A 13,598-nucleotide genomic window follows, 5' to 3' on the forward strand; every position below is an offset into this window, starting at 1 on the left:
TTGATGCAAAAATAAGATGTATTTTTTAATTTTCATGTCATTTCGCACCTGGTTTTTGGATATAGCGATAGTTTTGCAAATCGACACAATTCTGCTATTTTTACATCTTATTCAAAAACACGAGAACCTTGGCAAAAGCAAAGAAACAAACTCCTTTAATGCAGCAATATAACACCATTAAGGCCAAATACCCTGGCGCCTTATTGTTGTTTAGAGTGGGTGATTTTTATGAGACGTTTGGTGAAGATGCGGTTAAAGCCGCCAAGATATTAGGAATTGTGTTGACTAAAAGGGGAAATGGTTCCGAATCTGAAACTGCATTGGCGGGATTCCCACACCATTCCCTCGAAACTTATTTGCCGAAATTAGTTCGTGCAGGGCAAAGAGTCGCCATCTGTGACCAGCTGGAAGACCCTAAACAAACCAAGACCATCGTAAAAAGGGGAGTCACTGAACTGGTAACACCCGGAGTATCATACAATGAAAACATTGTCCAACAAAAATCAAATAATTATTTAGCCTCCATATTTTTTGAAAAACAGACCTTAGGAATTTCTTTTCTGGATATTTCAACGGGCGAATTCTTGGTCGCTCAAGGATCGGTAGGCTATATTGATAAGTTGCTTCAGGGTTTCAAACCAACCGAAATCATCATGCCCAAAAAACAATACAAAGAGTTTTTGGAGCAATTCGGAAGTGGCTATTATACCTATACCCTGGATGAATGGCCATACACTGGCGATTATGCCACCGAAAATCTACTGAAACATTTCGAGGTTAATTCCATGAAAGGTTTTGGTATCGATAGACTACCTATAGGTATTATCTCTGCTGGTGTAGCTTTACATTACTTGAATGAAACCGAACACCGCAATTTGCAGCATATCTCCAATATCTCGCGAATTGAAGAGGATCGATATATGTGGCTGGATAGGTTTACGATCCGAAATCTAGAATTGATCGGTTCAACCAATGAGAATGCTACTACATTGTCTGATGTTCTGGATGAAACATCATCACCAATGGGCGCTAGATTGCTGAAACGCTGGATAGTAATGCCCCTGAAAGATGAAAAATCCATCAATGAAAGATTGCAGGTAGTAGCGGATTTTTACAGCAATAGAGAATTAAGGGATCAATTGGTTCAGGAAATCAAACAGGTAGGAGACCTTGAGAGATTGATCTCAAAAATAGGCTTGCAAAAAGCGAATCCTAGAGAAATCATTCAATTGAAAAGAGCTTTATATGCTGTTGAAAAACTGAAGGAACTATGTGAACAGCAAGAATCTGAATCCCTCAAAATAATTGCTGAACAGTTGAACCCATGTTTATTGATCAGGGAAAAGATTGAAAAAACGATGCAGGCGGAACCTCCTGGTGCAATCAACAAAGGAAATGTCATTGCTGATGGAGTAGATGCTGACCTCGACAAACTCAGGAAGGTCGCTTTCGGTGGAAAGGATTATCTATTGGAAATCCAAAGAAGAGAATCTGAAGCAACTGGAATTCCTTCGCTAAAAATAGCTTTCAATAATGTTTTTGGATACTATCTTGAGGTTACCAATACCCACAAGGATAAGGTCCCTACAGAATGGATCAGAAAGCAGACTTTGGTAAATGCTGAACGATATATTACGGAAGAGCTCAAAGAATACGAAGAACAGATCTTAGGTGCGGAGGAAAAAATCCAAGCCATTGAAAGCCGGATCTATAATGAATTGCTAATTGCGATTTCGGAATATATCAAGCCAATCCAGTTGAATGCCCAATTATTGGCAAAGCTTGATGTTCTTTTAAACTTTGCGATTATTGCTGAGAAGAATTTCTACGTCAAACCAGAAGTCAACTCCAGCAGAACCATTGATATCAAAGGTGGAAGACACCCTGTAATTGAAAAGAATCTGCCAATCGGTCAAGATTATATCACCAACGACACCTATTTGGATCCAGAGGGTCAACAGATCATCATTATTACGGGACCGAACATGGCCGGTAAGTCAGCATTGCTGAGACAGACAGGCTTGATCGTATTGATGGCGCAGATAGGCTCTTTCGTTCCAGCAAAGGAAGCGTCTATTGGTATAGTGGACAAGATTTTCACCCGTGTTGGAGCATCTGATAACTTAAGTTCTGGTGAATCAACCTTTATGGTGGAGATGAATGAAACTGCCAGCATCATGAACAATCTTTCTGACCGAAGCCTAATTTTATTGGATGAAATCGGAAGGGGGACAAGCACTTATGATGGTATCTCCATAGCTTGGGCAATTGCAGAATATTTGCACTCGCATCCCTCTTTTAGAGCAAAAACACTATTTGCTACCCATTACCACGAGTTGAATGAACTGTGTAACTCCATGCCGAGGGTGAAGAATTATAATGTGAGTGTTAAGGAAGTCAACAATAAAGTTATATTCTTGCGCAAACTCGTTCCCGGAGGATCTGAGCATAGCTTCGGTATCCATGTTGCAAAACTTGCGGGTATGCCTCCGAAATTAATCAACCGTGCCGGTGAAATATTGAAGAGATTAGAACAGGAAAGAACAGGTGGCGAAAAGATCAAAGACAGCATGCGCAAAATGCAAAAGCAAGCTTATCAGTTACAGATGTTTGCTATTGATGATCCTGTATTGGAGAAAATACGTGATATGCTGAATAATTTGGATGTAAATACGCTTACACCAGTTGAGGCCTTGATGAAATTGGATGAGATTCAGCGCTTATTGAAGAACTAAAAAAAATGCTGATGGTTAGTATCCATCAGCATCATACACATCATAAGTTATATTGTTGAGGTTGTATCCTGCCCTAGGATCGACTCTAATGATCGTACTGGCGCGCAGATATTCTCCTGAATACAAAGTCCCAATTCTTGTTTCTCCATAAAACTCATCACCATAACTGCTCCTGATCCCAAATTCTACAAAATAATTGCCATCAGGACCTTGGATATAGTCCAGGCTTGATATATTAGTTACTTCAAAGTCTACCTTGATGGCATCTGGACTGATGCTGTAAACATTAACCACATCAACAGCGAAATCATCCGGATAGAAAAAAGAATCATTATAATATTCTTTTGAACAGGCAGAAAATAGTCCGATGACCATTACCAAAGCGAAGATTTTAAGTATTCTATTTTTCATATTCGTTTCTGTTTTTATACTTGAATAGACTTGTTATAATTCAATAAGATTAATCTTGATGTCTAATTTTTTTTACGAAATCCGAATTTTCGGGATAAAAAATTAGTTAATGGGTTACCTTTGTATTATGGGAAACATCTTCGAGTTCAAGCAATTTTCTGTAAATCAGGAGGGTTGTGCTATGCGAATCAATACAGACGGCGTCTTGTTGGGAGCAATGACAGACCATTCAAATGTTAGTTCCGTTTTAGATATAGGTACAGGAACAGGGGTAATAGCTTTGATGATGGCACAAAAGTTTCCAAATGCCCATGTTTATGCAGTTGAAATCGACAAACAAGCATCCGAAAGAGCAAAGGAGAACTTCGAGAACTCAAGCTTTAGCGAAAGACTAACGATTATCAACTCCGATATATTCCAATGGAAGAATGATATGAGATTTGACCTCATCGTGTCCAACCCACCATTTTATATCAATTCGCTCCATAATCCAGATCAGAGAAGAAAAGTTGCCAAACATACTGATGTAGAATTCTTCCAAGGTATGTTTAAATTTGCTGCTGACCATCTTGAACAACATGGCAGTTTACAAATCATTGTTCCTGTGGAATTGTTAGATAAGTTAATTGAAGAGGGAAAATCAAACGGTCTACACCTGCAAAAGCAAATCGACATTCAATCATTTGCAGATTCCCAACCGTTTAGAAGCATACTGTTTTTTGGAAGGGAAAATCTTAAGCTGGTACAGGATAATTTTATCATCTATAAAGAGCGCTCTCAACACTCTGACTCTTATAAGACTATTTTAAAACCTTATTTTTTGGCCTTTTAACATGAAAATTGGATTAATATCAGATACTCACGGCTATTTTGACGAATCAGTTTTCACGCATTTCGAGAATTGTGATGAAATATGGCATGTTGGAGACTTTGGCTCGATGGAAGTTATCGAAAGATTGGAAGCTTTTAAACCTTTAAGGGGTGTGTATGGAAATATTGATGATAAGGATATTCGATTGAAATTTCCCGAACACTTAAGATTTCAATGTGAACAGGTTGATGTTTGGATGACCCACATTGGAGGTTATCCGGGAAGATATGCTGCCGCTGTAAAACCAGAGATTGTTAACAATCCACCAAAGTTGTTTATATCGGGGCATTCCCATATCTTGAAAGTACAGTATGACCCCAAGCTACGGTTGCTGCACCTGAATCCCGGCGCTGCGGGAAAACAAGGTTGGCACAAGGTGAAAACAATTATGCGCTTTGAAATAAATGCTGATAAGATAGAAAATCTTGAAGTAATCGAGCTAGGAAGCCGAGCCTTATAGACTATCTCTAACTTCGATCAGGAAGCTTTTTAATCCTTCCAGGGATTCAATGATTCTTTGATTCTCACGAGCCTCATTTTTGTTGCTCCTCAAGAATTCGCGCGCTCCTTGGAGTGTGTATCCTTTATCCTTAACTAAATTGAAAATGATTTTTAAGTTGGCGATGTCATTTTGAGTGAATAAACGATTGCCCTTTTTGTTTTTCTTAGGTTGAAGAATATCGAATTCACGCTCATAGAAACGGATTTGAGATGCATTTACACCGAACATTTCAGTGACCTCCCCCATGGTATAATACAGCTTGTTGATTTCTCGTTCTTTATACGGCATGAACATTTTAATTTAGTGTATTAACAAATATACAATCTAAGTTTGAAAATCAAAAAAGCATGATTGATATAAAGTTAAACCTGATTTTGTAATTTTATCCTTTAGATGAGAGGTAAAGTTATTGTAAGTAAGTTCTGGACCAAGTTCTTTTCTTTAGGGAAAGCACAAGCTATCACTATTTTCCCATTTATCTTTCTGAAATACCACAATGACAAGATCAATAAGATTCTGATCAATCATGAGCGAATTCATATACTGCAAGCAATTGAATTGCTGATATTACCTTTTTATATTTTATACCTGACTGAATTTATGGTCCGGTTAATCCAATATAGAAACTTCACAAGGGCTTACCTCAATATCTCTTTTGAAAGAGAGGCCTATGAAAATGAAAACAACCTCGATTACCTAAAAACCAGAAAACTCTACAGCTTCTTAAAATATGTAACAAGGAAGGGGTAAAAAGAACAGTTTGTCTCTTTAATTCGTATGTTCTTGGTATACTCTTGTAGGTACCTTGTTCCACTCTTGTTCCACTCTCGTTCCACTCTCAGTCCTCTTTCGTTCGGACCTCGTTCGGACCTTGTTCGGATGTATTCCGAAGCAGCTCCGAACGAGGTCCGAACAAGGTCCGAACAAGAGACGAAGGAGAGTGGAAGGAAAGTAGACAGTATCCAGTAGACATAAGACCTAAGACATAAGACATAAGAAATGGAAAGGCGCAAATTAAATTCGTAAATCAAGCTGGGGAAAGGATGAGCGCAAGCATTAACCGAAGGGCAGGCTGAGTCATAAAACGAAAGGGCGAAATATTGCGATAGCAGAACACAAGTCTGGCCACTCACAATCCATCGCGCTAAGACTTGCGCTAGCAGTGCTGAAGATGGTTGGTGGGGACACCAACCATGTCGGTTTTCTTTCTACCACTTATCTGTTCTGAATGGAGAAACAGGCAATCCATTGCTATTAAATAGATTTGGCATCGCTATTTCAGTGAAACCAAAGCGAACCGCAACTGGATTTTTCACTTCCTTAGATTCGACGATCAGTTTGTCACCTTTGATTTTTCCTGTGGCCGGTTTAAATTCTTTGTCCTCACCAGCGATATATAAATCCGTGATATCACCTTTTGATGTTAATTTTCCATCGAGATTATTGAAACTCACCTCAATTGTATTTCCCTTGACTTCTTGGGATTTGTAAATTGGTGATTTGTAATCTTTCATGGGGTGATTATAAATTTCGGCGGAGGCCAGATTTGCCAGTCTTTTTGCTACTGCAATTTTTTGGATAGGATGAATGTCTTTTATATTGTCGACTAGATCAGTTATGACTACCATTCCTGTTTTTGGGAGTTCCATTGAGGTAAGAGTTTGCTGTTCTCTTAGGAATGCTGCAAGTGGCTCTTTGTTGTTGTATTGGAAAGGAGCAATCTGAACGAAGTAGAATGGGAAATCTTGGTTCCAAGCTGATCTCCAAGAGTTGATCATGGTGCGCATTAATTTATCATATCCATCCCAAGTTCCAACATTACTTTCTCCTTGGTACCAGAACGCTGCGGTGAGGTTATAGCCTGCAAAAGGGTGTACCATTGCATTCCATAACGAACCCGGACTGTGGGGTCTCCAATCGTTGGCGCCTTGTGCTTTTGCACGCTGCAAAAGGAAAGGGTCATTGTCAATTAAGTAACTTGGAGTCCAAACCTCTGCTGGTGTTCCACCCCAACTGCTGTTAATTACTCCGATAGGAATGTTTTCTTTACTGTTTATTTCCTTTGCTATGAAATATCCTATTGCTGAGAAGGGTTGTAGGGATTCTGCACTCAATTTCTTCCAAGAATTAGGGATATCATCTTGTGGGTTTGCAGATCCTACATGGCTGACATGTAATAGTCTGATGTTGGGGTTGTTGGCATTTGGCATTTCATCCTTTATTTCCTTCAGATTTTGGTTTGCTCCCCATTCCATATTGGATTGGCCTGAGCAGAGAAAAACATCGCCCAAGAGGATATCTGTCAAGGTTATGGACTCGTTGTTTGCTATGACCTTTAGTTCGTGAGGGCCACCTGCCTTCCCTTCAGGAAGCTTGGCCAACCATTCCCCGTTTCCATCAGTTTTTGCTGAAACGGTATCCTTAAACCATGACCCGACGATTTTGATATTGCTGCTGGCAGGTGCCCAGCCCCAAAAATTTATGTCAGATCCCCTTTGAAGGACCATATGATCAGAAAAGAAATTAGGTAATCTTAATTGGGCATAAAGGCTTTGGTGCAAACCAAAAACCGCTAGCAAAGCCAGAATTATCAGTTTTTTTAAATTCATGAGAATTAGTTTAGGTTTATTGTTACCTAAATTTAATAAAAAAACGGATAGGAAAATAGCGATGGCTAATTTTGAGACAAAAAAAGGGCTTGAACAAAATTCAAGCCCTACCTATATTTTAAGATTGGTTACTTAATCATTCTTAGGAATGTTGCAACTTTTTCTTTCAATTGTCTTCTGTCTACAATAAAATCCAAGAAGCCATGTTCAAGGACGAATTCTGAAGTTTGGAAACCTTTAGGAAGATCTTTTTTGATAGTTTCTTTGATCACGCGTGGTCCTGCGAAACCGATCAATGCGCCAGGCTCAGCGATATTGATATCACCCAACATCGCATAAGAAGCAGTTACGCCTCCGGTTGTAGGATCTGTTAACAAACAGATATAAGGAAGTTTAGCTTCTGCAAGAAGCGCTAGTTTTGCGGAAGTTTTGGCCATCTGCATCAATGAGAAAGCGGCCTCCATCATACGCGCACCACCAGATTTAGAGATCAACATAAATGGCAATTTATGCTCGATACAATAATCAATTGATCTGGCTATTTTTTCACCTACTACCGAACCCATTGAGCCCCCAATGAACGAGAAGTCCATACAAGCTACCACAAGGTCTTGACCGTCTACTTTTCCTACAGCAGATCTCAATGCATCATTGAGGCCAGTTTTCGCTTGGCTGTCCAATAACCTATCCTTATATGGTTTAGTGTCAACAAAGTTTAAAGGGTCTCCGGCTTTAAGGTTGGCGAAAAGTTCGGTGTATTCGTTGTTGTCAAATAAAATGGAGAAATAAGCATTTGAGCCAATGCGAATATGGTAATCACAGTAGTGGCAAACGTATTTGTTTTCAACCTGTTCAACATTCAAAAGAGGTTTTTTACAGTTAGGACATTTATTCCACATCCCATCAGGGGCCTCTTTTTTATTTTCAGTAGCAGTTTGTATTCCTGCCTTATTTCTTTTAAACCAACTCATAGACTCATGTTAATTCGGTTTACAAATAAACGAAAAATATCTAATATGTTTAATTAGAAAACGAAATGAAGGAAATTTAAGGATTGGATAGAGGCAAATAAAAAATGGGTAAGCTACCTCTATCGCACCGCTCAACCAAATACCCTTGCTTTGTTCCCAACCTGGGGGAGTCATTGGGAGCTGGTCGTAGAGGACTTACCCACGGCAAAATTAACAAAAATTTAATCTTTTGGAAAAGAAAATTGCATTCTTGGCGTATTCGGCTGAGGTTCAACCCGAAAATTACATTTTATCCTTATTGTATTCACCCGTTAGAGCGAAATAACCGAAAACTCCAAGACCAATTGATATGATCGGAGTGAGGATAAAAAGAATAATGATTCCAAAAACGACGTCTTCTTGTTTTCCAGAAACAATTTTTGGCAAGCCAAAAATAGCAATGCAGAAATATGCCGTAAGTAATGCCAAAGCAATCCAAACAAATCCTAATATCTTTTTGATGTTTTCCATGTTAATCTAAATCTTTTGCGACCATATTTTTGTTAATATAAAGTGCCCCGATGACAAAACAGACTGCCGAAATAATAATCGGGTACCATAAGCCCTCCAAATAAAAGGTAGGATCACCAGAAGTTTTGGCATTTGTGGCCAAGTAGGTTGAAACCGCTGGTAGTAAACCTCCGAAAATTCCATTCCCTATATGATAAGGGAGGGACATGGAGGTGTATCTGATCTTGACAGGGAATATTTCTACCAAGAAGGCTGCAATAGGTCCATAAACCAACGTTATATAGATGATTTGGATGAAAATCAAAGCGATCAGTTTCACGTAATTGGCCCCATGAAGGAACACTGAGAACTTACTTGATAGATGAGCATCTTCAGTTTGTACCTCATTGTTAGGAACGATCTTCTTTTGTTGTTCGGTCTTGGTATAAGTTCCGTCGAAATAATATTTGGTGGTAGTGATTGTTTCATGTTGATCGTCTCCTTCAGAAGGAGTTGTGATCGTAGTATTCTTTTCGACCAACTCTTGTTTTTTAGAAGTATCGGCGATATCATACATGGCCTGATAGATAGGTCTATAGGTCAGCACAGCCAACAGCATTCCCGTTAACATTACCCATTTGCGGCCGACTTTGTCTGAAAGCTTGCCGAATATTACAAAGAATGGCGTCCCGAAAAGCAAGGCAATACCCAAAATCATATCTGCCTGGTCAGAATCCAAGAACATAACCGTCTTCATATAGCTCATGGAATAGAATTGACCCGTATACCAAACCACACCTTGTCCCATAGCAGCTCCGAAAAGAGCCAATAAGACGAATTTTAAATTGTATTTATTGCCAAAACTTTCTTTTAAAGGGTTGGTAGAGGTTTTGCCTTCTGCTTTTGCCTTTTTGAACTCTGGAGATTCATCCATGTTCTTGCGGATCAAGTAGGATACATAAACCATCAGGATCGAAAGTAAGAATGGAACCCTCCATCCCCAGTTATCAAATTGAGCATCCGTCAAGAAGAATTTGGTGAGCAATATTACCACTAATGAGATGAACAGTCCAAATGTTGCTGTAGTTTGTATCCACGAAGTCCAATAACCTCTTTCACCTTTTGGAGCGTGTTCGGCCACATAGGTTGCTGCGCCACCATATTCACCCCCAAGTGCTAATCCTTGCAATAATCGGAGGATTAAGACCAAGAAAGGAGCTAAGAAGCCAATACTATCGTAGCTGGGAATACAGCCGATGAGAAAGGTTGCCCCTCCCATTAACATCAATGTGACCATAAAGGTATATTTCCGTCCGATGAGGTCTCCCAATCGTCCAAAGAATAGGGCTCCGAAAGGTCTTACCACGAATCCTGCAGCGAAAGTTGCCAAAGTAGATAAGAAAGCAGCAGTAGGATTGTCTGAAGGAAAGAATTTGGTAGATATAACGATAGACAGACTTCCGAAGATAAAGAAGTCATACCATTCGATTAAAGTACCCAATGAGGAAGCCCCGATGACCTTCCAAATTCCTTTTTTACTTACTTGTTCTTGCATAAATTATGTTTAGGTTTAAGGTTGTTTATACATTTTTCCAGGCAGGGATTGAATGATGCCATTCATTTCCATTTCCAGTAGGATGATTGCAAGTTTACTCTGAGGCCAATCACAATAAGCTGAAATATCATCTATGCTGGCCTCTTTTGATTCTTTAATATAGTCAAAAACCTTTTGTTCATCACTGTTTAAATCAAAAATTAATGGTAATTGAACATGATTTTGGTTTTTCTTTGTCAGGTCGTCTTCCCATTGCATCAACATAATCAGGTCTTTTGCGTGTCGTATGAGATGGGCTTTGTTGGTTCGTATCAGTTCATTGCAACCTGCTGAATAGTAGAGGTCTGTTGAGCCAGGGAATGCGCAGACATCTCTGTTGTAGCTGTTTGCAATTTCGGCCGTTATCAATGCTCCTCCTTTTTTGCTGCCTCCACAACAATGGTTGCGTCTGCCAAGCCCGCCACGATTCTATTGCGCATCGGGAAATTGGTTTTGTCTGGATTGGTGCCCGAAGGATATTCTGTCAGCAAACAACCCCGGTTTGTAATTTCATTTGCAATTTCATGATGGTTAAACGGATATATTCTGTCCAAGCCATGGGCAAGGACGGCTGCAGTTTCCAATTGATTGTTTAGGGCAGCTTTGTGAGCTATAATATCTATTCCATAAGCTAAACCGCTTACCACCAGTACATTTAATTCTTTCAATTGCTGGATGAGTTCTTCCGTCAACCTTCTGCCATAGGATGTTGCATTTCGTGTGCCTACGATACTGACTGTTTTTTGGTTGTTCAGGTTACAATTTCCTTTTTTATACAAGACCAAGGGAGCGTCTTCACAATGCTTTAACCTCGAAGGATAACTGCTGTCTTCATACCATAAGATGTCAATTTGATTGTCTTCAATATATTGCACTTCGGATTCAGCTTCCCTTAAGTATGATTTGGAAATCAATTGATCGATGGAGTTTTTATGAATGCCAGGGATCTGGGACAATTCTTTCTTTGAAGACTGGAAGATTTCTTGTAAACTGCCGCAATAGGCCAACAACAAACGACTTGTTTTTGGACCTATCCCTTTAATTTTGGTCAGAGCAATTTTTTCTATTGCATTCATTTTGGTTAGCTTAGCATTAAAGATAAGGAATCGACTTTCCTTATGCAATATCAAATAAGTTTAATTGATTACCTTTGTTTAAAACACAAGACTATGGAAATGCAAGAGCCTTTTGATATAGAAGTAGGGGATATTACGTATTCAGTTTTCCCGGATGAGAAAGATACTTACACTGTTTTTAAGGATGGAAAGGAATACGTTCAGATCATTAAAGATACAGATACAAGTTGGTTGAAATTAAATCCTGAAACTGGTTTGCCGTTGTTTGGGATGGATGAGGAAATTAATTTGATTGGAGCTGAAATATTGAAGAATACGGAAGGGTAAGGGTTTAATGTAATCACCGCTAGTGGTGGTTGTATCAAAAATCCGGGATTTCGGCTCCGCTCAATCACCGGATTTTAGTCTTTTTTATATTAAGTCTGGCATGGCAATATTACATTGTGATATACATTACATATTTGGTATCGAAGAAATCTTCTTTAAAATAATGGGAAATCGGATGTAGCTCTGCTTTTACTCTAGCTTCCTTGATTTCTTCTTTTAGATCTCCTCCTTTTAGATAAAGGATTCCATTTGGAATTCCGTTTTTATCTTTTCTTTCGATTTTATTCTGTACCCATGGAATAAAGTCTCCTAAGCGGGTTACAGCTCTCGATACAACGAAATCATATTTATAATCCAATTGCTCTGCACGGATATGGTCGGCTTCTACATTGGTCAAACCCAATGCTTCGGCTATTTCCCTAACTACTTTGATTTTTTTGCCTATTGAATCTACCAAATGGAACTGTACTTCTGGAAATAGAATAGCCAATGGTATGCCTGGAAACCCGCCGCCCGTACCGACATCCAAAATTCTTGTTTTTGGGGTAAACTCACCTACAAACTTGCCTATTGCCAAAGAATGCAAAACATGTTTCAAGTAAAGGCTTTCAATATCTTTTCTTGAGATCACATTGATTTGGTCATTCCATAAAGGGTATAGTTCCTCCAACTTTGCAAATTGTTCTTTTTGCTTTTCAGTTAGTTTAGGGAAGTATTTATAGATAATATCGACTGTAGGATTCACGATTTGATAAATTTAATTTGTTGTTATTTCCAGGAGACCTGTTTTTTCGAGCGGTTGAATAATCCGTTGAAACAGATGTAAAAATAGTAATATAGATCCAATATTGGCAACCAAAGCAATAAATCGCTGACTTCAAGTTTCTTGTATATGGGTCTAAAGATGAGGACTTGGCAAATTAAGCGGATAAGATAAGCAGCAATTCCGATATACCAATATTGAGGGACAATTGCAATGGCCACGACAATGGCCAAGTAGAAGAGTGCTGCAGTGATCAATTGGGTTCCCAGCATCCTCTGGTGTCTCCCTTTATATAGCGTAGATGCCCCTGAGTGTCGAGCTTTTTGCTTGTAATAACTTTTCCATGTTGTCTTTGGTTCTGAATAGACAAAAGCATCTGGTGCAATGTTAATTTCAACATTATGCCTATTTGCTGTTGCATTCACAAAAAGATCATCATCACCAGATTTGATATGCATGTGGTCGGTAAAACCTTTGTTTGTGAAAAATAGGTCTTTGGTATACGCTAGATTCCTGCCGACGCCCATATAGGCATCTCCTTTTATCGCATAAGAAAGATAGCTCATAGCAGTGTGGGTAGTCTCAAACCTAATCAATCGGTTTAAGAATCCAGGAAACTTAAAATAAGGAGAATAACCTAAAACTATTTTTTTATTTTCTTTGAATGATCCGGTCATTTCCTTTAACCAATTGCTGGAATTGGGTTGACAGTCTGCATCGGTCATCAAGAGGTATGGGTTTTTAGCTGCTTTGATTCCCATTGTTAAAGCAAACTTTTTGCTATGCTTTAATTGGATATGTTCCTTGATTTCTACGATTTTAAGGTTTGCATACTTGGATGCAAAGTCTTGGAGGACCCATTTAGTATCATCTTCGGAGCAATCATTTACCACGATAACTTCGAAGGTTGGATAATCTTGTTCCAGAATTCCGGGGAGGAATGATTTAAGGTTTTCCTGTTCGTTATGAGCGCAGATTACAATGGATACTTCTTTTGAGTTTTCCATTTCCTGATTTGATTTTACTTTATATAAAGCTAATTTACCATATACGAATAGTATATAGTACAATTGAAAGAACAGCAAAAGGACAAGAATTCCATAGGGAATTAGAGTTATATCCAAGCTCATATCGACGAATGATCCCATAAAATTAGCCTCAAAGATAAAGGTTATCGTTCAAATAGTTTGTTAATTGTTAAGAAATGCGAATTAAGTGTTTGATATGTCATTCCCAAAGAATTTTATAGT

General features: G+C 38.8%; 14 protein-coding genes, 1 other RNA gene and 1 pseudogene. 5 read left to right on the forward strand and 11 right to left on the reverse strand.

Going from position 1 to position 13,598, the window contains the following annotated elements; genetic code table 11:
- The first annotated feature begins 128 nt into the window (after positions 1-128).
- Entirely contained in the window at positions 129-2,735 is a 2,607-nt protein-coding gene (gene mutS / locus CRT24_RS19485) for a DNA mismatch repair protein MutS (protein WP_099372762.1), read from the forward strand.
- Between the two features lie 15 nt (positions 2,736-2,750).
- Here the strand turns inward: mutS and CRT24_RS19490 are convergent, their stop codons facing one another.
- Entirely contained in the window at positions 2,751-3,146 is a 396-nt protein-coding gene (locus CRT24_RS19490; protein ID WP_099372763.1) for a hypothetical protein, read from the reverse strand.
- Between the two features lie 127 nt (positions 3,147-3,273).
- On the opposite strand from CRT24_RS19490, the gene CRT24_RS19495 reads away from it, so the two are divergent.
- On the forward strand, positions 3,274-3,978 hold the full coding sequence (locus CRT24_RS19495; RefSeq protein ID WP_180269174.1) for a tRNA1(Val) (adenine(37)-N6)-methyltransferase: 705 nt from the start codon (positions 3,274-3,276) through the stop codon (positions 3,976-3,978).
- A gap of 1 nt (position 3,979) precedes the next feature.
- The gene (locus tag CRT24_RS19500; protein ID WP_099372765.1) at positions 3,980-4,477 is read left to right on the forward strand and encodes a metallophosphoesterase; all 498 of its coding nucleotides are present in this window, start codon (positions 3,980-3,982) and stop codon (positions 4,475-4,477) included.
- On the opposite strand, the gene CRT24_RS19505 is transcribed toward CRT24_RS19500, so the two are convergent.
- A complete protein-coding gene (locus tag CRT24_RS19505) occupies positions 4,472-4,807 on the reverse strand; it encodes a MerR family transcriptional regulator (RefSeq protein WP_093100690.1) in 336 nt (111 codons plus the stop codon). The two genes, CRT24_RS19500 and CRT24_RS19505, sit on opposite strands and share 6 nt — an antisense overlap.
- Before the next feature lie 105 nt (positions 4,808-4,912).
- Between CRT24_RS19505 and CRT24_RS19510 the strand changes: the two genes are divergently transcribed.
- A complete protein-coding gene (locus CRT24_RS19510; RefSeq protein ID WP_099372766.1) occupies positions 4,913-5,269 on the forward strand; it encodes a hypothetical protein in 357 nt (118 codons plus the stop codon).
- A gap of 458 nt (positions 5,270-5,727) precedes the next feature.
- Here the strand turns inward: CRT24_RS19510 and CRT24_RS19515 are convergent, their stop codons facing one another.
- The 7 genes and pseudogenes from CRT24_RS19515 to dprA form a co-directional block, all read right to left on the reverse strand.
- A complete protein-coding gene (locus tag CRT24_RS19515) occupies positions 5,728-7,128 on the reverse strand; it encodes a sialate O-acetylesterase (RefSeq protein ID WP_257214103.1) in 1,401 nt (466 codons plus the stop codon).
- A gap of 128 nt (positions 7,129-7,256) precedes the next feature.
- Positions 7,257-8,099 (reverse strand): acetyl-CoA carboxylase, carboxyltransferase subunit beta, encoded by an 843-nt coding sequence (accD, locus tag CRT24_RS19520; protein ID WP_099372767.1) that lies wholly within the window; start codon positions 8,097-8,099, stop codon positions 7,257-7,259.
- A 103-nt stretch (positions 8,100-8,202) separates the two neighbouring features.
- Positions 8,203-8,300: signal recognition particle sRNA small type (ffs, locus tag CRT24_RS19525), an RNA gene on the reverse strand.
- Between the two features lie 81 nt (positions 8,301-8,381).
- Entirely contained in the window at positions 8,382-8,609 is a 228-nt protein-coding gene (locus tag CRT24_RS19530) for a DUF6814 family protein (protein ID WP_099372768.1), read from the reverse strand.
- Between the two features lies 1 nt (position 8,610).
- Entirely contained in the window at positions 8,611-10,143 is a 1,533-nt protein-coding gene (locus CRT24_RS19535; protein WP_099372769.1) for an MFS transporter, read from the reverse strand.
- Between the two features lie 15 nt (positions 10,144-10,158).
- Entirely contained in the window at positions 10,159-10,407 is a 249-nt protein-coding gene (locus tag CRT24_RS21460) for a hypothetical protein (protein WP_373604709.1), read from the reverse strand.
- 84 nt (positions 10,408-10,491) lie between these two features.
- Positions 10,492-11,258 (reverse strand): annotated as a pseudogene (dprA, locus tag CRT24_RS21345) (DNA-processing protein DprA); the annotation flags it as partial.
- A gap of 93 nt (positions 11,259-11,351) precedes the next feature.
- Between dprA and CRT24_RS19545 the strand changes: the two are divergent.
- Positions 11,352-11,585 carry a hypothetical protein gene (locus CRT24_RS19545; RefSeq protein WP_099372770.1) on the forward strand — a complete coding sequence of 78 codons (234 nt, stop codon included), beginning with the start codon at positions 11,352-11,354 and terminating at the stop codon, positions 11,583-11,585.
- Between the two features lie 109 nt (positions 11,586-11,694).
- On the opposite strand, the gene rsmG is transcribed toward CRT24_RS19545, so the two are convergent.
- Both rsmG and CRT24_RS19555 read right to left on the reverse strand, forming a co-directional pair.
- Positions 11,695-12,330: a 16S rRNA (guanine(527)-N(7))-methyltransferase RsmG gene (gene rsmG, locus CRT24_RS19550; protein ID WP_099372771.1), complete on the reverse strand. Its 636-nt coding sequence runs from the start codon at positions 12,328-12,330 to the stop codon at positions 11,695-11,697.
- A gap of 23 nt (positions 12,331-12,353) precedes the next feature.
- Positions 12,354-13,496 carry a glycosyltransferase gene (locus CRT24_RS19555; RefSeq protein WP_257214104.1) on the reverse strand — a complete coding sequence of 381 codons (1,143 nt, stop codon included), beginning with the start codon at positions 13,494-13,496 and terminating at the stop codon, positions 12,354-12,356.
- Positions 13,497-13,598 lie beyond the last annotated feature (102 nt).

This window comes from Sphingobacterium sp. 1.A.5 (assembly GCF_002734235.1).
Classification (GTDB): domain Bacteria; phylum Bacteroidota; class Bacteroidia; order Sphingobacteriales; family Sphingobacteriaceae; genus Sphingobacterium; species Sphingobacterium daejeonense.